Origin of the sequence: Sphingomonas sp. DBB INV C78, assembly GCF_042693015.1 — a bacterium.
Lineage (GTDB): Bacteria > Pseudomonadota > Alphaproteobacteria > Sphingomonadales > Sphingomonadaceae > Sphingomonas_E.
In genome coordinates this window covers 5,018,133-5,035,128 of sequence record NZ_CP170544.1, presented here as the reverse complement: position 1 = coordinate 5,035,128, position 16,996 = coordinate 5,018,133, and the positions used below count along the sequence as shown (strand labels likewise).

Below are 16,996 nucleotides of genomic sequence, written 5' to 3'. Positions count from 1 at the left end.
ACGAGGCGACCATATTTTGAGAATTGCCAGCCTCACCGATCGCTATCTCGCCCGATTGATCACCGTGCCGCTGGTGGGGACGCTGGTCATCGCCGCCATGCTGCTTGTGCTCGACAAGATGTTGCGCCTGTTCGATTTCGTCGCGAGCGAGGGCGGGCCGGTGAGCGTCGTGTGGATGATGCTGGCCAATATGCTGCCCGAATATCTGTCGCTGGGCATCCCGATCGGCCTGATGCTGGGCATCCTGCTCGCCTTCCGCAAGCTCGCTTTGTCGTCCGAGCTGGACGTGCTGCGCGCGCTGGGCGTGAGCTATGGCCGGCTGCTGCGCGTGCCTTATCTGTTCGCGATCGCGCTGGCGCTGCTGAACCTCGCCATCGTCGGCTTCGTCCAGCCTTATGCGCGCTATGCCTATGAAGGGCTGCGATTCGAGCTGCGATCGGGCGCGCTGGGCGCGTCGATCAAGGTGGGCGAATTCACCAAGCTCGGCAGCCGGATGACCTTGCGCGTCGAGCAGAGCCGCGACAGCGGGCGCGATCTTTCGGGCATCTTCGTGATGACGACCGCGCGCGACGGACGATCGCTGGCGGTAACGGCCGAACGGGGCACCTTCATGGCGACCGACGATCCCGACGTCATCATCCTGCGCCTGTCCAACGGGACGCTCGTCCACGACGCCCCCAATTTCCGCACCCCGCGGGTGCTGAGCTTCGCCGGCCACGATTTGCCGATCGACCTGCCAAAGATGGAGGCGTTCCGCCAGCGCGGCGGCAAGGATCTCGAGATGACGATGCCCGAGCTCGTCAAGACGGTCCGCAATCCGGAAACGCCCCAGCAGACCCGCAACGAGCTGCGCGCCAACTTCCATTTCCGCCTGGTCGAAGTGGCATCGATGTTCCTGCTGCCGATGCTGGCGGTGGCGCTGGCGGTGCCGCCCAAGCGATCGACGTCGGCTCTGGGCGTGTTCCTTTCCATCGTGATCCTGGTGACGCAGCACAAGATCAACGAATATGGCGAGGCGCTGGGCGCGCTCGGCCGCGTCGACCCGCTGATTTCGCTGTGGGTGCCTTTCGTCGGCTTCGCGGCGCTGATCTGGTGGATGTACCACATCGTCGCCCACGTTCCCGGTGGCCAACCGATCGGCGCGCTCGAACGCTGGGCCGCCAAGGCCGGCAAGGCGATCGGCCGCTGGCTGCCGTTCGGCAGACGGACGGAGCTGCCGGCATGAGCGTGAACCTGCAGTTCTTCGCATCGCGCACCATGACCTGGTACATGGCCAAGAAGTTCCTGCTGACCAGCTTCGGCGTGCTGGCCGCGCTGGTGCTGGTACTCCAGACGCTCGATCTGCTGGGCGAATCGGGCAACATCCTGGCCTATCCCGGCAATGGCGAACCGCAGTTGTGGCAATATGTGTCGCTGCGCGTGCCGCAATTGATCGCGCGCTTCCTGCCCTTCGCGGTGCTGCTGGGCGCGCTGATCACCTTCGTCACGCTGAACCAGAACAGCGAGATCATCGCGATGAAATCCGCAGGGATTTCCGCGCACCAGATCCTCGCCCCCCTGATCCTGGCGAGCATGGGCATCGCGATCCTGTCCTTCAGCTTCAACGAACGCATCGTCGCGCGCGCCAATGCGACGCTGACCGCCTGGGACGCCGCCGATTACGGCCCCATACCGGTGGATCGCGGCATCGTCAGCAATGTCTGGGTGCGATCGGGCGACGATCTGATCCACGCCACCCAGGCGAGTGGCCGCGGCGCCGGCGTGCGGCTGACCGACATCACCGTCTATGACCGGATCGGCGGGACGCTGGAAACGATCATCACCGGTAAGAGCGCGACCTATGATCGCGGCGGCTGGCTGATGAAGGATGTCCGCCGGTTCGACGTAACCCGCGGGGTGGCTGAGCCCCTGCCCTCGCTGACCGTAGCGCGCGGCGTGACCCCGGATCGCTTCACGCTGGCGAACGTGGACGCCGACGAACGCAATTTTGCGGATCTGCGCGTCGCCATTGCCGACCTGCAAGCTGCCGGCCGTCCCACCGAATCGCTGGAGGCGGGGCTGTGGCACAAGGTGTCCGGGCCGCTATCATCTGTGCTGATGCCGCTGCTGGCGGCCGTCGCCGCGTTCGGCCTGGCGCGATCCGGGCAATTGTTCCTGCGCGCGGTGATCGGCATGGCGCTGGGCTTCGCTTATTTCGTCGCGGACAATTTCGCGCTGGCGATGGGCAATATCGGCGCCTACCCGCCGCTGCTGGCCGCGTGGGGGCCACCGATCCTGTTCTTCCTGATCGGCGAAACGGTGCTGATCCGGACCGAAGAGTAGCAATCGGGGCCGCGAGCGCCATATTGCGCCCCGAAACCGCCGCATTGCGATTTCATTACCATTGTCGTTAATGGCCCTGTTGGGCCGCCCCACACGGAATTTCTCAAGGATTTGCCTGCTGTGAAGAGCACGGAATCGATGCGGACGGGCTTCTGGAATCGTTCGCACCATCTGGACCGGATGACGCTGCGCGAGCTTGTCGTCGCTTATTTCCAGTACCCCGCGATCATGGCCTATCTGGCGGTGGCTGCGCTTGCGATCGGCGCCTGGGCCTGGCGCCCGGCGAGCCTGGTCGAGACGCTGGCGTCGATCTTCATCGCGTCGATGATCTATCCGCTGGTGTGGTACTGCCTCCACCGCTGGGTTCTCCACAGCAAGTGGATGTGGAAGTCGAAGCTGCTCGCGCCCACCTGGAAGCGCATCCATTACGACCACCATCAGGACCCCAACCATCTGGAGGTGCTGTTCGGCGGCCTGCACACCACGCTGCCGACGATCGTGCTGGCGACGGTGCCGGTGGGTTATGCGATCGGCGAGTTCGGTGGCGCCGCGGCGGCGCTGGCGACCGGCCTGATCACGACCTGCGTCTATGAATTCTTCCACTGCATCCAGCACCTGGCCTACAAGCCGAAGAACAAGTGGGTGGCGTCGATCAAGCAGCGCCACATGCAGCACCATTTCCACAACGAAAACGGCAATTACGGCATAACCAACTATTTCTGGGATCGCCTGTTCGGCACCTTTTACGAGAAGGCCGGCGAGCGCCCGAAGAGCCCGACCGTCTTCAACCTTGGCTATACGCAGGAAGTGGCGGAGGACTATCCGCACGTGTCCCGGCTTTCCGGCGGCGTCGCGACCGGCCATCCCCGCCAGCGCCAGCGCAACTGACCATGGCGGGCTCCATCGCCATCTCTCCGGTGGCGAGCGCTGCCGACCGCAACGCCTTCGTCGATCTGCCGTGGCGGCTCTATGCCAATGATCCGCACTGGACCCCGCCGCTGAAGGACGAGGTCCACGGCCTGATCAACCCGAAGAAGAATCCGTGGTTCGGCCATGCCGAAGCGGTGTTCCTGCTCGCCCGCCGCGACGGCAAGGTCACGGGCCGGATTTCAGCGCAAATCGACAAGCTGGTGCTGGCCATGCCCGAAGTGCAGGGCGGCGGCCCCGGTGTCGGCCATTGGGGCATGTTCGAGGCCGAGGACACGGAAACGGCGGCGGCGCTGATCGCAGCCGCGGAAGACTGGCTGCGCGGCCAAGGCATGACCAGAGCGATGGGCCCGTTCAGCCTTTCGATCTGGGATGAGCCGGGCCTGCTCGTCCAGGGCCATGACCACAGCCCCACCGTCATGATGGGCCATCATCTGCCCGAATATGAAGCGTGGATCGAAGCTGCGGGCTATCATGGCGCGCGCGACCTGTTCACTTACGACCTCGACATCACCAAGGACTTTCCGCCGCTGGTGCAGCGCATCGTCGCATCGGGCGAGCGCAATGCGCGGATCAACATCCGCAAGGTCGACAAATCGCGTTTCAACGAAGAGGCCGCGCTGATCCTGAGCATCCTCAACGATGCTTGGTCGGACAATTGGGGTTTCGTTCCGCTGACCGATGCCGAAATCGCTTATGCCGGCAAGAAATTGAAACCGATCGTGTTCGAGGAATTGATCCGCGTCGCCGAGGTGGAAGGCGTGCCCGTCGCCTTCATGATGACGTTGCCCAACCTGAACGAGCTGACCGACGATCTGAACGGCCGATTGTTTCCGTTCGGCTGGGCCAAGCTGCTGTGGCGGCTCCGCAAACCGCAGATAAGGACGATGCGCGTGCCGTTGATGGGCGTCGTCAAGCGACTGCAATCGACGCGGCTGGCCAGCCAGCTCGCCTTCATGATGATCGAATATATCCGTCAGGATGCCCTGGCCAATTACAGCGCGGTTCGCGGCGAGATTGGCTGGGTCCTCGACGACAATCAGGGGATGAAATCGATCGCAGAAACGATCGAGAGCAAGGTCAACCGGGTCTATCGGGTGTACGAGAAGGCCCTTTAATCCATGCCGGCGGCCATCCGGGAACCCGATCAGGAAACCGGATTGCCGCTGGATGCGATCGCAGGCAGCTGGTTCATCCGCGCGACCAGTTTCCCGATGTGGCTCGACGGCAAGCGACACCGTCCGACGCTCAATTACGCGCCTGGCAATCGTCGTTTACGGTCCGGGCTGATCGATGAGGTTCGATACGAGCAAGCCGCGCGCGAGCGCGTAGTGCGCGGTTTCGACTTTCCGAGCGATGCGACCAACCGCCATTTTCTGTGGCGCGGGTCCGGATTGCTGACGCCCTTTTCCAGCCGCTGGAGCATCCGCCATCTCGATGCCGGCGGCGAATGGATGTTCATCGCGTTCGAGCGGACATGGTTCACGCCCGCAGGCTATGATCTCGTTGCGCGGGACGCCGCGATGGGGGCCGCTTCGGTGGAGGAGGCGCTGAGTGCGGCCGGCGCGGCTGGGCTGGACTCTATCCGCATTCTGTCGATCTGAGGCGCTCAGACTTCGTCGGAATCAGGTTCGCCATGATAGCGGAGCAACTGCACTTCGCGCCGTGCTTCCTCTACAGCCATGCGGATCACTGCCACGGCATTGGCGATGTTGGCGCCCTGCTCCAGCGCCTGCGCGGCGAGCGAAATGGCGGCAAGGCGCTGACCGAGCTCCTCATAGATATGATCGGAACGCTGGGCATAATTTAGCCGGGTCTGGCCCAGCAGGCGTAGCGTATGATTGCGTTCGCGCCGTGCCCGCAACAGCGCCGTGATATCTTCATGCGCGACGATGATACGGTGATGCGGCGCATCGATATGCCGCGCCCTCAACCGGAAGGTGCGATCGCCGCAATGATAGGCCAGGCCGAATGTTTCAATGCGTCCGTCCAACAGGTTCCTGAGCCCGTTTACGACGCGCGCCGCAATCTTGTCGCCATGGGTGGCCGCCCTTGCGCACGCTTCGAGATAATTGGCGCCGACGAAATCGGAAGGCGCTTGCCGCTGCCGCCCGAAGCGAAGCCAGCGATCATTCACGGCGACGATGACCCCGGTAGCATTGAGCACGGCGACGTTAGAATGAAGTGCATCGATGGTTGCCCGCAATGTGCCCCGGTCGGTCAATTGAGTTCCGCTCCGCGTCACCTGATGCCTGTCAGACGAGCCAGTGTGCGCGCAGCCGTAACGGTCTGCAAGAAGAGGTTGCGTGAGGCCGGCACGCTTTCGAGAAGGTGATGACTCGCCATCACTTTGCGTTAGGAACGGGGAATGATTCCGCGTTTCCTGTTCCTCGTGCTCGCTTTTCTGGGTGCGCTATCCTCCCCCGGCATCGCCAAGGCCCCCGCTGCCACGAGCGGACTGGTGCTCGTGCGACTCGAAACGAGCGCGGGGCCGATCGTCGTCGCGCTGGAAACAAAGCGCGCGCCGATCAGCTCGGCCAACTTCCTGCGGTATGTGGACAGCAAGAGGTTCGACGACACCACATTCTACCGCGCTGCACGGGCGAAGAACGGGTCGGGCTACGGGCTTGTCCAGGGCGGCATCAACCGGCGGATGACGCGCGCCTTCCTGCCGATCGCGCATGAGCCGACATCGCAGACCGGGCTTCGCCATGTCGATGGCACGCTTTCGATGGCGCGCAACGATCCGGGCACGGCGATGGGCGAATTCTTCATCACGGTGGGGCCGGCGCCGGGGCTTGATGCGCGCGACGGCAGCGTCGGCTATGCCGCGTTCGGCCATGTCGTGAGCGGAATGGCGGTCGTCCGCAAGATCCTCGCCGCGCCGACCCATCCCGGCGGCTATTCGGTGACGACCAAGGGCCAGTCGATCATCGACCCGATCAAGATCGTCACCGCGCGCCGGGTGAAGTGAAGGCTGCGGCCTGCCAGCGTTCCCCATCATTCCGTCGTCATGCTGAACTTGTTTCAGCATCCATGCGAGCCCCGCTCCCAGAGGGCACGATTCGGCTCTGCGACGTTCCATATGGATGCTGAAACAAGTTCAGCATGACCCTTGGTTATGGGGCGGTTAGCGCAGCACCACCCAGGTCGGCGCGTGGTCGCTGGCCTTTTCCCGACCGCGATATTCCTTGTCCACGCCGGCATTGACGAGGCGATCGGCCGCGACGGGGCTGAGCAGGAGATGGTCGATGCGGAAGCCCGCGTCGCGTTGCCAGGCGCCGGCCTGATAGTCCCAGAAGGTATAGACCTCGCCCGAAGGATGGATGGCGCGGATCGCGTCGGTCCAGCCCTGATTGACGATCGCGCGGAGCGCGGCGCGGCTTTCGGGCTGCGTCAGCGCATCATTCGCCATCGCGGTGGGCGAGAAGACGTCATCCTTCAGGTCGGTCGGGATGACGTTATAGTCGCCGGCCAGCACCACGGGCGTCTCGCTGGTAAACAAACCGGCGGCGTGGCGGCGGAGCTGTTCCATCCAGGCGAGCTTGTAATCGAATTTCGGCCCCGGCTGCGGATTGCCGTTGGGCAGGTAGATGGATGCGACGATCAGGCCGTTCACCTCGGCTTCGAGATAGCGGCTGTGCGAGGGATCGGGATCGTCGGGCAGGCCGCGCTGGCGCTCGACCGGATCAACCCCGCGGGCGAGGATGGCGACGCCGTTGAAGCCCTTCTGCCCATGCCAGATCGCGCCATAGCCCGCCGCGCGGATATCCGCTTCGGGGAAGGTTTCGTCCGAGGTCTTGATCTCCTGCAGGCAGGCGATGTCAGGCTTCGTCTCCTCCAGCCATTCGAGGAGACGGGGGCCACGGGCCTTGATGCCGTTAATATTGAAGGTCGCGATCTTCATGGGCGCGACCTTAGAGGCAGGAACTCAGGAAGGAAACGGATCAGACCGAGAAACTGGACCCGCAGCCGCAGCCCGAGGCCGCATTGGGATTGGTGACGCGGAAGGCTGCACCACCCAGCGACTCGACATAATCGACGGCACTGCCGGCCAAGAGGTCGAGGCTCATCGGATCGACGATGAGCGTGGCGCCGTCGCGTTCCGTGATCGCGTCATCCGCATCGGCCGCATCGGCGAGGCCGAAGCGATACTGGAACCCCGCGCAGCCGCCGCCATCGACGGCAAGGCGCAGGATCGCGGGCTTGCCCTGGCGCGCGGCGATCGCGGTGACGCGGGCGGCGGCGGCGGGCGTGATGTCGACGGAGGGCATTTCGCTCATATCCACCAGATAGGAATGAAAAGAGCCGCCGGCAACTGGTGCCGGCGGCCCTCCTCCTCTCCCTTTTGGGATTTCAGTTTGCGTCGGGGCCGCCGAGCGCGACCTGGCGGTCGCCGCCGCGGTTCTGCATGGCGAGCAGATAATCGGACGACTGCAGGAACGGGATCGGGTTCACTGCGCGGCCATCGAGGCGGACCTCATAATGGAGGTGGCTGCCGGTCGAACGGCCGGTGGAACCCATTTTGGCGATCAGGTCGCCGCGCTTCACGCGCTGGCCGGCCTTCACGAGGATCTGCGAGAGATGGCCGTAGCGGGTCTGGATGCCCTTGCCATGGTTCAACTCGACCAGATTGCCGTAACCGCTGGCCCATTGGGCGCGCCCGACCAGGCCGTCGGCGGTGGCATAGATCGGCGTGCCGATCGGGCCGGCGAGATCGATGCCGGCGTGCATCGCTGCACCGCCGCGGAACGGATCGGAACGGACGCCATAGCCGCTGGTGAAGGAAATATGCTTGTCCGCGAGCGGGCGGGCAGACGGAACCGAGATCACTTCGCGCTGGATCTGGTCCATCTTCTTCCAGGAGAGGAAGAGCGCGCGATATTGCGGGTCGGCGTCGTCGGAGAGATTGGCCTTGGTAACCGGCTCATAAGGGCCGCCCATCGCCAGACCGCGGCTGCCGTGGAAGCGGCGCGCATCGACGCCGAGACGGCGGAGCGCAGCAGTGGTGTTGCGATAGCGATCTTCGGTGGCGGCCAGCGCCTTATCGGCCAGGGCATCCTGCTGCATCGCGACGCGCGCATAAGGCGCTGTCAGCGGCGTCACCGCGGTTTCCGGCAGATCGCCGGGGACCATGGCAGCGAGCGTCTTGGCGTCGGCCTTGCCTTCCACCAGCGCGGACAGGAAAGCCTGGCGCTGTTCGATGCGGGCGGCCTGGGCGAGCGCATCGCGCTTCATCGCCGCATATTCGGCCTGCATCTTCGCTACCTTGCGCTCCATCTGCGCGACATCGGCAGCTGGCGTGGCAACGGTGGCGGTGAAGGCCTGGACGGTGGCGATGGCGGCCCAGGCGAGCAGGATGACGGCCGCCGAGAGAATCGAAAGCTGACGACGGGTGCACAAACGCACCCGACGGAGGCTCGACCCATCATGAAGGAAGAGATCGCGGGGGCGCAGCGCGCCCCGGAACCTTCCAAATAGCCCCGCGTTGAGCGGGTGCACGACAACTGACATTCAAATCCCCCGGCGACCTGGTGGGTTTGAACTCCTGGAACACGACCCGAGGAGTTATTTACTGGCGCTGACTTCGACGGGTGCTCAGTCCGCGAAGGTGCGTAGCGTGTTCTGGAAAGGTGAATCGGGTTCGGCAAGCCTTAGGTAGAATTCCTGAGTTAGGCCGGCTGAGTCGCGCGCTGAGTCGTTGAATGGAGGCTTCAGGTTGCCGCGAAAATGCGTGCCGACAAGCTTCCGCCACTGCGCAGGCGCATCGAATCCCTGCGCTTGACAGCAGGATTCGAACCATCTGACACCCGTCGCGACATGGCCCACTTCATCGTTGAGGATGCGCTGGAGCACGCGCGCTGAAGCGAGATCGTCGACCGCGGTAAAGCGTTCGATCATCGCCGGGGTGACATCCAGCCCCCGCGCCTCCAGCACCATCGGCACCACTGCCAAGCGGGCGAGCGGATCATGCGCGGTTTCCTCCGCCGCCTCCCACAATCCGTCATGCGCGGGCAGATCGCCATAGGTAGCGCCCAGCGTCCGTAGGCGGCGCGCGACGATGGCAAAATGCATTGCCTCTTCCGCCAGCACCTCCATCCAGTCATCGACGAAAGACCGCGGGAAATCGGCACCGAAGCGGCCGATAATGTCCGCGGCGAGATCGATCGCGCTATGTTCGATATGGGCAAGCGCATGGAGCATCGCGATCCGCGTGCGGAGACTTCCCGCCCTGCCCCGCTTGCGCATACGCGACGGCGGCAGCAGCTCCGGCCGATCACCGCGGGCCGGGCGATCGGGCATGGCAACAGCAAATTCATGGGTGAGCCGGCCGAGCCGCCAGTCCCGCGCGGCGGCCCGCGCCGCCTTGACCTTGGCGCGCGGGTCCGCCGTATCGAGGACGCGGCGAACGGCTTCGGCAACGCTCTGCATCACGTCAGCGCTTGGGCGGCCTTCAACACCTCCTCGGCATGGCCCTTCACCTTCACCTTGCGCCAGATGCGCGCGACGCGGCCGTCCTTGCCGATCAGGAAGGTCGCCCGTTCGATGCCCATATATTGCCGGCCATAAAGCGACTTTTCGACCCAGGTGCCGAAGGCTTCGCAGACGCTGTCGTCCGCATCGGTCGCCAGATCGACCTTGAGATCATATTTGGCGGCGAACTTCTGATGCTTGGCTGATGTGTCCTTCGAGACGCCAAGGATACCAACACCGGCCTTGGCGAAATCGCCGGCAAGCGTGGTGAAGGCCTGGGCCTCGGTCGTGCAGCCTGGTGTATCGTCCTTCGGATAGAAATAGAGGACCAGCGGCTTCACCAGTTCGGCGAACTGCTTCATGCTGCCATCGGACATCTGGAGCGTGACGTTGGGCGCCTGATCGCCTTCGTTGAGCATCTGCTTTCTCCTCGGATGTCTTCCGTTAGCCGATCGCCTCGCCGGCCGAAACCCGCGCCCATTCTGCGCTCACGCGTGCGCGGGCGGCATCATAGGCCGCAACCAACGCCGGCCAATCGGCCTGACCGCAGGCTTCCGCCACCAGCGCGCGGGATACCTGGATCGGCTCTCCCCCCTGGGGCGAGACAAGGCGGAAAGTGACGAGCATCCGCGTCAGCAGATCATGGGCCGCGGCCAAATCCGGCGACACCAGCCCCGCATCCGCCAGCATCGGAATGGCAACGTTCAGGCGCGGATCGAGGCCGACGGCAAAGCGAAGCTGCTGGACGTGGACGGTGAACTCGCAATCGACCAGGCCGCCTTCGATCAGCTTCACATCGAACGGGCCGGACGGCGGCTTATGCTTGGCCATGTCGCCGCGCATCTTGATCGCGTCAGCGAGCAGAGTTTCGGGATCGCGCGGGCGCCGCAGCGTCTCGTCGATGATCGCCGTCACCGCATCGCGCGCTTGCGCGCGGCCATAAACGGGCCGCGCACGGGTGAGCGCCATATGCTCCCAGGTCCAGGCGCTCTCGCGCTGATATTTGGCAAAGCTTTCGATCGAGACGGCAAGCAGCCCCTGCGCGCCGGACGGGCGGAGGCGGGTATCAACCTCGTAGAGCGGCCCCGAGGCGGTGGCGACGCTGAGCGCCGCCGTCACCCGCTGGGCCAGCCGGTTATAATATTGGGTGGCGCCGAGCGGCTTCGGCCCATCGGATTCGGCGAGATGATCGCCGTCGAACAGATAGACGAGATCGAGATCGGAGGCATGGGTGAGCGCCGCCCCGCCGAGCCGGCCGAGCGCGAGGATGACGAGGCCGTCACCCGGGATACGGCCATGCGCGCTCTCGAACTCCGCCACCGCGGCATCGGCGAGTGCCACCAGTGCCGCCTCCGCCACGCGCGCATAGCCGGACGCGACATCAAGGGGATCGCTCGCCCGTTCGACGAGTTGGACGCCCAGCGCAAAGCGCTTCTCGCCGACGCGCTGGCGGGCGCGATCGAGCAGCATCTGATAATCGTCACCCTGCTCGGCACGGCCGAGCTCAGCCGCCAGCACAGGCACGGCCGGCGGCGGATCGAAGGCGCTGGCGTCGATCAGCCCGTCAAGCAAGGTCGGCCGGCGACCGAGGGCGTCGGCCAACGTGGGGGCGTGGACGAGCACGTCGGCCACCATCCGCGCGAGCGCCGGGCGAGCTTCCAGCAGCCGGAACAGGTTGATCGCGCTCGGCAGGCGGGAGACGATGTCGTCGAAGCGGTTGAGCGCGCCGTTGGGATCAGGCGCCTGGCCAAGCGCGGTGATCAGCGCCGGCAGCACGGCTTCCAGCGCTTCACGCGCGGCCGGGGTGCGCAACGGACGCGGGCCGCCAGACCGCCAGCCTTCGATCCGCGCGCGTGCGGCCGCGACATCAGGGAAGCCCGCCGCGGCGAGTGCCGCATCGACCAGCGACGGATCGTGCGAGACGCCTTCGGAGCGACCTTCGTCGAGACCGTCATAGATATTGCCGACCGCGGTGACGTGGGGCCGGAGCAGATCGAGCAGCGCATCGCCATCGGCGAGGCCGTGCAGCTTCGCGACATTGTCGAGCGCCTCGGGCTGGCGCGGCAGGCTGTGGGTCTGCTGGTCCTCGACCATCTGCAAACGGTGCTCGATCGTGCGTTCCAGCCGATAGGCGGCCGCCAGCGTCTCGGCCTCGGCCGGGTCGATGCGGCCGGCAGCCGCCAGCGCGGCCAGCGCGTCGAGCGTCGCCGGCGCGCGCAGCGCGGGCTCCCGCCCGCCATGGATGAGCTGATGGATCTGCGCGAAGAATTCGATCTCGCGAATGCCGCCGCGACCGCGCTTGAGGTCGAAACCGGGGGCAAAGAGCTGGCCCTGCGAATGGTGATCGCGGATGCGGTGGGAAAGCCCGCGGATTTCGCGCAGCGCCCCATAATCGAGCGCGCGGCGCCAGACGAACGGGCGGATCGCCGATAGAAAGCTTTCGCCGAGCGCCTTGTCCCCCGCCGCGGCACGCGCGCGGATGAAGGCCGCGCGTTCCCACGGCAATGCGCTCGATTCATAATAAGAGATGGCGGCTTCGACCGGCAGCACGATCGGCGTCGCTTCCGGCGACGGGCGCAGCCGCAGATCGACGCGAAAGACATAGCCGGCATCGTCGCGGGCCTGGAGCAGTTCGACCACGCGCTTGCCGATCCGGACGGCCGCCTCGATCGGCTCGTCCCGTTCGCGCCGGGGCAGCGTTTCGGGATCGAAGATCAGGATCGGATCGATGTCGGACGAATAATTCAGCTCACGGCTGCCATGCTTGCCGAGGGCAAGGACCGCGAAGCCGCGCGGTTCCTCGCCCGGCGTCCGTTCCTCGATCGCGGCCGCAACGGCGCGGTCGAGCGCGCTGTCGGCGAAGTCAGAAAGCGTCGTCACCACCGCTTCCAGCGGCATCAGGCCGGCGAGATCCGCGAGCGCCACGGCGAGCGAAAGCCCCTGCCGTTCGCGCCGGAGCGCGCGGCCGATATTACCGGTTTCATCATGGACCGGGCACAGCACCAGCGCGCCGGCTACATCGCTTTCGGCGATCCTTGCGACGATCTCGGGCCGCTGTTCGGCGGCGCGGCGCAGGAAGGGCGCATGGGCAAGCGCACGGTCAATTGCTTCGGATGGTGTGACTTTCATGCCAGTCTGAATAGCCGGCATGGCGACACTATCAAGATGGGCGCAACTCCCGGGTAGCTTGCGCGTTCAAACCATTATGAAACTGCGAAGTGAACAATCCAGCACGAACAGGCCATTGCGGCAGATCACGACTGAGTTCGCCGCGGCGCCAAAGGCGTATCAGGGCGTGGCAGATGCGTTGCGCAAAGCCTACAAACCGGGAAACGCAGACCTTCCATCAGATTGGACGGCCCTGATCCACGAAATAGATTAGGATAGAATGGTGGGCTCAGCGATCACGGCTGAGATGATCCACCTCGTCCATGATTGTCTGGAGCGCGGTCTGCCCACCATTGCTTTCTGCCAGTCGACGGGAAGGTAACTTACCCTCGTTCAGCAGATGCTCGAGCGCAACGCGGCCACGGGCAACACGGCTTTTGATCGTGCCGACGGCGCAACCGCAGATCTCGGCAGCCTCTTCATAAGCGAAGCCGCCCGCGCCCACGAGGATCAGCGCCTCACGCTGCGGCTGGGGAAGATGAAGCAATGCACGCTGCATGTCGCCGAGTTCGACATGCCGATCCTGGCTCGCAGGCGCCGCGAGCACGCGCGCGGCGGTAAGTTCATCCCATTCGCCCTTGAAGCGCGCGCGGCGCATCTGGGAAAGGAAAAGGTTGCGCAGGATGATGAAGGTCCAAGCACGCATATTGGTGCCGGCCTGGAAACGCTGTCGCGCCGCCCACGCCTTCATCAGCGTTTCCTGAACCAGATCGTCCGCAAGATCGCGATTGCCTGACAGCGAACGGCCAAACGCGCGAAGATGAGGGATAACGTTGGCGAGCTCCGCCTTGAACTCGTCATCCGACAAGGGCACCGACTCGGTGACGGTTTCGCCACCCCGGCCGTCGTCTTCTGTCATCCACGATTCCCGTCAAAGAGGGGGCCCGGTCCTTAACACAGAACCGGGCGATAGTCGTTACGACCGCTTATCGATCAGCCGCCGAAAACACCCAGGGTGAAAGCGAAGGCCAGAACAACAAGGAGCAGTGAGATAGCCAGCACATAACGAACGACGTGCGGCGTTACCCCGGCGCGAGCCTCCGTCTTGGTGAGATGGACCTGTTCCTCTGCCATTGGACCCTCTTTTCGTTGGATTCGAACCTAGAAACGTCAGGCAGTTGCGTGAGTTCCATCAGTTTCACCAACGAAACGAACTAGGCTGGCACGGTTGCAGCATCGAAGAACAGCGCCTGGGCAATTGCCGCCTTTACCGTAGACCGTTGGAACGGTTTGGTGATGAGGAAGGTCGGCTCCGGCCGCTCGCCCGTCAGCAGACGTTCCGGGAAAGCGGTAATGAAGATGACCGGTACCGCGAATTGCGCGAGGATATCCTTCACGGCATCGATACCCGAACTGTCGTCTGCGAGTTGAATATCGGCAAGAACGAGGCCGGGCCGCTGCGCCAGTGCCTGCGCAACCGCTTCGTCGCGGGTGACGGCGACACCGGTGACGCCGTGGCCGAGATCGCGGACGATCGTTTCAAGGTCCATCGCGATGATCGGCTCATCCTCGATGATCAGCACGTCGGCGCGCGTCTGCCGCTCAATCTCCGCCAGTGCCTCGGTGACCAAAGCGTTGACCTCTTCGGGCGTGACGCCGGTCAGATACGCGGCATCCTCGACCGTAAAGCCCTCCATCGCCGTCAGTAGCAGCGCCTGCCGCGACAGCGGCGTTATGCGCGAGAGGCGAGCGCGGGCAATACCTTCGCGATCACCGTCAGCCGTGACATCCTCGTCGATCTCATTGTCATTCGTCGACGCCCAGATGCGCTGGAAGATACCGTAGAGGCCGAGCCGCGTATCCACGTCGCGGGGGAAATCGCCGGGGGCCGCTACAATCGTTTCAAGCGTTGCACGAACATAAGCGTCGCCATGCTGCTGGCTTCCCGTGAGAGCGCGCGCATAGCGGCGCAGGAAGGGTAGATGGGGCGCGAGTTCCTGGCCAAGTGACATGGTGTTCCCTTGCATCTATCGTGTCGCCGTACCGTGGCGTTGTTGTGCGACCGGCTTGGCTTGGATGCAAGCATCGCCCCTCCCCGGTGATGATCGTTGACATTTGTATGCAACGTCCATCGAATGCTGGAACAATCGTCCGAGTTTTTTGTTTCCATCGCCAAGTCGGCATTTTATTCCGGCAGCGCCGAACGGCCCTCCATCGGGGGACGGGCAGCGTGGCCGGATGCCAATGAAGTCCGGTCGCGAGGGGCCGGTTCGGTATCCAGATTCGGGGACGTACAGGTTTGGCCGCAGAAGAGAAAAAGGGGAGGACGGTCGCAACCGACCGCGATGATCGCAGGGTCAAATCGCGCCGCGGAGGCGATTCCCATTTGGGGCAGGCCTTGCGTTCGGCCTGGGATGAAACCATTCGCGAACAGGTTCCGCCGGACATGCTCGATCTTCTCGGCAAGCTTGATTGATCGGCATATATATTTCTCATGGCGCGCACTTACCTGGTCCCGAGAGGTGACAAGCCGTGATCGGCTCCCGCTTCGCGCGGTTGTCGACCGGGATCAAGATGCTGATAATCTTGTCGATGGCATTGCTGCCACTCGGCCTGATCGCCCTCCTTGCCTCGCTTGAATCCGCCAATACCAACCGCCTGACCCGCGAAGCCGCCGTCCGCATGATGGCGGCAGACAGCACCCGCCGGCTGGACGCCACAACCTCCGCCATTGCGCGCGATATGTCCGCACTAGCCGTGCAAATGGGAACTGAGCCGCCATCGGCATCGGCCTGCCGCCGGTCGCTCGACATTCTGGCCGCCACCCAGCCGCCGGGCGTGCGGTTCGGCCTGTTCCTGCCGGACGGACGGCAGATCTGCGCCACCTCCGGCTTTTCCGCCGCCAGGATCGCCCAGCCTTCCCCCGGCATCGGCGCCGAAGCGGCGCTGGTGCAGGAAGCGGGGGTCATGCAGATCGTCGTGGCGCAGAATAATCTGCTCATCGCCGCCGAACTGCCGCGCGCCACGCTGGCCCGGATCGCCCAGCCGCCGATCGACCAGGCCAGCACCACCTTGCTGCTGTGGCAGGGCGACGCCAGCCTGCGGCTCGCATCCCACAACGACACCCAATCGATCAGCGACACGATAAAGGTGGCGGCGCCGGTTGCGGGCGGGCAGCTCGCGCTCGAGCTGCGCGCCAATGCCGCGCCGATGCGCGCGATCGAACTGCTGATGGTGCTGCTGCCAGTGCTGATGTGGCTCGCGGCCGGGCTGATCGGCTGGCTGGTGATGGACCGGCTGGTGCTGCGCCCGCTGCGGCGATTGCAGCAGGCGGTTAGCAATTACTCCATCGCCGACGGCCCCCTGAAGACGCCGGCCTTGACGACGCCGTCGCAAGAAATACGCAGTCTGGCCGAAGCCTTCGCCGATGCGACGGCGCGGCAGTCCCGCCACGAAGCCGATCTGGCCGAGGGGCTCGCACGTCAGACGCGGCTGACACGCGAGGTCCATCACCGTGTGAAGAACAATCTTCAGGTCGTCTCCAGCCTGATCAATCTCCACGCCCGCGGTGCGCGGGGCGCGGAGGCGAGCGAAGCCTATGCCGCAATCCAGCGGCGCGTCGATGCGCTGGCGGTCGTCCATCGCAACCATTTCGCGGAACTCGAGGAAAATCGCGGTGTGGACCTTCGCGCGCTGATCGGCGAACTGGCATCGAACCTGCGCGGCACGGCGACGGGCGAGGCTTCGTCCATGCCTGTCCGACTGGAAATCATGCCGGCCGCCGCGTCGCAGGATACGGCGGTTCCGGTGGCTTTTCTGATCACCGAGGTCGCCGAAATGGCGATGAACTGTGATCCAAAAGGTGGGCTGACGATCCGCCTGTCGCCCCTGCCCCAGATCAACCGCGCGCTCGTCGAATTGCTTGCCCCGGGCCTTGCCGACGAGAAATGCCGCCATCACGCCGCCTTCGCCCGTTTCGAGCGCGTGATCGAGGGACTGGCGCGACAGTTGCGAGCGCCCCTGCAGCGTGAGGATGGCCGGCTGGCGATCGAGATACCGATCGTCGGCGACAGCGACGCGGCGCGAGAAAGTTAAGGGTTGTAACTAACTGCCCTGCTGGTGCTAAACCTCCGCCGACCGCGAACCGAACAACCAATGAATCGCG

Annotated in this window: 18 protein-coding genes; 8 read left to right on the top strand and 10 right to left on the bottom strand. The window is 64.6% G+C overall.

Annotation, left to right across the window (positions count from 1 at the left end):
- Positions 1–22: 22 nt before the first annotated feature.
- From lptF to ACFB49_RS24010, 5 genes are all read left to right on the top strand, one after another.
- Complete coding sequence (gene lptF, locus ACFB49_RS24030; RefSeq protein ID WP_380880102.1) at positions 23–1,225, top strand: LPS export ABC transporter permease LptF; 1,203 nt, start codon at positions 23–25, stop codon at positions 1,223–1,225.
- Positions 1,226–1,227: 2 nt separating this feature from the next.
- Entirely contained in the window at positions 1,228–2,322 is a 1,095-nt protein-coding gene (lptG, locus tag ACFB49_RS24025) for an LPS export ABC transporter permease LptG (protein WP_380880100.1), read from the top strand.
- Positions 2,323–2,460: 138 nt separating this feature from the next.
- Positions 2,461–3,210: a sterol desaturase family protein gene (locus ACFB49_RS24020; RefSeq protein WP_380880098.1), complete on the top strand. Its 750-nt coding sequence runs from the start codon at positions 2,461–2,463 to the stop codon at positions 3,208–3,210.
- A 2-nt stretch (positions 3,211–3,212) separates the two neighbouring features.
- Positions 3,213–4,367: an N-acetyltransferase gene (locus ACFB49_RS24015; protein WP_380874405.1), complete on the top strand. Its 1,155-nt coding sequence runs from the start codon at positions 3,213–3,215 to the stop codon at positions 4,365–4,367.
- A 3-nt stretch (positions 4,368–4,370) separates the two neighbouring features.
- Positions 4,371–4,853: a hypothetical protein gene (locus tag ACFB49_RS24010; RefSeq protein WP_380874403.1), complete on the top strand. Its 483-nt coding sequence runs from the start codon at positions 4,371–4,373 to the stop codon at positions 4,851–4,853.
- Between the two features lie 5 nt (positions 4,854–4,858).
- On the opposite strand, the gene ACFB49_RS24005 is transcribed toward ACFB49_RS24010, so the two are convergent.
- Positions 4,859–5,473: a hypothetical protein gene (locus ACFB49_RS24005; RefSeq protein ID WP_380874401.1), complete on the bottom strand. Its 615-nt coding sequence runs from the start codon at positions 5,471–5,473 to the stop codon at positions 4,859–4,861.
- 144 nt (positions 5,474–5,617) lie between these two features.
- Here ACFB49_RS24005 and ACFB49_RS24000 point away from each other — a divergent pair, with 144 nt between their 5' ends.
- Complete coding sequence (locus ACFB49_RS24000) at positions 5,618–6,223, top strand: peptidylprolyl isomerase (protein WP_380874400.1); 606 nt, start codon at positions 5,618–5,620, stop codon at positions 6,221–6,223.
- 156 nt (positions 6,224–6,379) lie between these two features.
- Here the strand turns inward: ACFB49_RS24000 and xth are convergent, their stop codons facing one another.
- The 9 genes from xth to ACFB49_RS23955 form a co-directional block, all read right to left on the bottom strand.
- Positions 6,380–7,156: an exodeoxyribonuclease III gene (gene xth / locus ACFB49_RS23995; RefSeq protein ID WP_380874399.1), complete on the bottom strand. Its 777-nt coding sequence runs from the start codon at positions 7,154–7,156 to the stop codon at positions 6,380–6,382.
- Positions 7,157–7,196: 40 nt separating this feature from the next.
- Positions 7,197–7,532 (bottom strand): iron-sulfur cluster insertion protein ErpA, encoded by a 336-nt coding sequence (erpA, locus tag ACFB49_RS23990; RefSeq protein WP_380874398.1) that lies wholly within the window; start codon positions 7,530–7,532, stop codon positions 7,197–7,199.
- Positions 7,533–7,605: 73 nt separating this feature from the next.
- Positions 7,606–8,658, bottom strand: coding sequence for a M23 family metallopeptidase (locus ACFB49_RS23985; RefSeq protein ID WP_380874397.1), 1,053 nt, complete (start codon positions 8,656–8,658; stop codon positions 7,606–7,608).
- A gap of 189 nt (positions 8,659–8,847) precedes the next feature.
- The gene (locus tag ACFB49_RS23980) at positions 8,848–9,681 is read right to left on the bottom strand and encodes a ferritin-like domain-containing protein (RefSeq protein WP_380874395.1); all 834 of its coding nucleotides are present in this window, start codon (positions 9,679–9,681) and stop codon (positions 8,848–8,850) included.
- A complete protein-coding gene (locus ACFB49_RS23975; RefSeq protein ID WP_380874393.1) occupies positions 9,681–10,142 on the bottom strand; it encodes a peroxiredoxin in 462 nt (153 codons plus the stop codon). The genes ACFB49_RS23980 and ACFB49_RS23975 overlap by 1 nt, the downstream gene beginning before the upstream one ends.
- A 25-nt stretch (positions 10,143–10,167) precedes the next feature.
- Positions 10,168–12,852 carry a bifunctional [glutamine synthetase] adenylyltransferase/[glutamine synthetase]-adenylyl-L-tyrosine phosphorylase gene (locus ACFB49_RS23970; protein ID WP_380874392.1) on the bottom strand — a complete coding sequence of 895 codons (2,685 nt, stop codon included), beginning with the start codon at positions 12,850–12,852 and terminating at the stop codon, positions 10,168–10,170.
- A 268-nt stretch (positions 12,853–13,120) separates the two neighbouring features.
- Positions 13,121–13,750 (bottom strand): sigma-70 family RNA polymerase sigma factor, encoded by a 630-nt coding sequence (locus ACFB49_RS23965; protein ID WP_380874390.1) that lies wholly within the window; start codon positions 13,748–13,750, stop codon positions 13,121–13,123.
- A gap of 74 nt (positions 13,751–13,824) precedes the next feature.
- The gene (locus ACFB49_RS23960) at positions 13,825–13,965 is read right to left on the bottom strand and encodes a hypothetical protein (protein ID WP_380874388.1); all 141 of its coding nucleotides are present in this window, start codon (positions 13,963–13,965) and stop codon (positions 13,825–13,827) included.
- An 80-nt stretch (positions 13,966–14,045) separates the two neighbouring features.
- Complete coding sequence (locus tag ACFB49_RS23955; protein WP_380874386.1) at positions 14,046–14,843, bottom strand: response regulator; 798 nt, start codon at positions 14,841–14,843, stop codon at positions 14,046–14,048.
- A gap of 287 nt (positions 14,844–15,130) precedes the next feature.
- Between ACFB49_RS23955 and ACFB49_RS23950 the strand changes: the two genes are divergently transcribed.
- Both ACFB49_RS23950 and ACFB49_RS23945 read left to right on the top strand, forming a co-directional pair.
- Positions 15,131–15,307 carry a hypothetical protein gene (locus tag ACFB49_RS23950; protein WP_380874384.1) on the top strand — a complete coding sequence of 59 codons (177 nt, stop codon included), beginning with the start codon at positions 15,131–15,133 and terminating at the stop codon, positions 15,305–15,307.
- Positions 15,308–15,363: 56 nt separating this feature from the next.
- Positions 15,364–16,926, top strand: a complete 1,563-nt coding sequence (locus ACFB49_RS23945) for a sensor histidine kinase (RefSeq protein WP_380874382.1) — start codon at positions 15,364–15,366, stop codon at positions 16,924–16,926.
- The last annotated feature ends 70 nt before the right edge of the window (positions 16,927–16,996 follow it).

What these genes read in the sequence shown, in the direction of transcription:
- xth (WP_380874399.1), bottom strand. Translation starts at nt 7,156, where the DNA reads ATGAAGATCGCGACCTTCAATATTAACGGCATCAAGGCCCGTGGCCCC.
- ACFB49_RS23975 (WP_380874393.1), bottom strand. Translation starts at nt 10,142, where the DNA reads ATGCTCAACGAAGGCGATCAGGCGCCCAACGTCACGCTCCAGATGTCC.
- erpA (WP_380874398.1), bottom strand. Translation starts at nt 7,532, where the DNA reads ATGAGCGAAATGCCCTCCGTCGACATCACGCCCGCCGCCGCCGCCCGC.
- ACFB49_RS23980 (WP_380874395.1), bottom strand. Translation starts at nt 9,681, where the DNA reads ATGCAGAGCGTTGCCGAAGCCGTTCGCCGCGTCCTCGATACGGCGGAC.
- ACFB49_RS24015 (WP_380874405.1), top strand. Translation starts at nt 3,213, where the DNA reads ATGGCGGGCTCCATCGCCATCTCTCCGGTGGCGAGCGCTGCCGACCGC.
- ACFB49_RS24010 (WP_380874403.1), top strand. Translation starts at nt 4,371, where the DNA reads ATGCCGGCGGCCATCCGGGAACCCGATCAGGAAACCGGATTGCCGCTG.
- ACFB49_RS23955 (WP_380874386.1), bottom strand. Translation starts at nt 14,843, where the DNA reads ATGTCACTTGGCCAGGAACTCGCGCCCCATCTACCCTTCCTGCGCCGC.
- ACFB49_RS23960 (WP_380874388.1), bottom strand. Translation starts at nt 13,965, where the DNA reads ATGGCAGAGGAACAGGTCCATCTCACCAAGACGGAGGCTCGCGCCGGG.
- ACFB49_RS23965 (WP_380874390.1), bottom strand. Translation starts at nt 13,750, where the DNA reads ATGACAGAAGACGACGGCCGGGGTGGCGAAACCGTCACCGAGTCGGTG.
- ACFB49_RS24020 (WP_380880098.1), top strand. Translation starts at nt 2,461, where the DNA reads ATGCGGACGGGCTTCTGGAATCGTTCGCACCATCTGGACCGGATGACG.
- ACFB49_RS24000 (WP_380874400.1), top strand. Translation starts at nt 5,618, where the DNA reads ATGATTCCGCGTTTCCTGTTCCTCGTGCTCGCTTTTCTGGGTGCGCTA.
- ACFB49_RS23970 (WP_380874392.1), bottom strand. Translation starts at nt 12,852, where the DNA reads ATGAAAGTCACACCATCCGAAGCAATTGACCGTGCGCTTGCCCATGCG.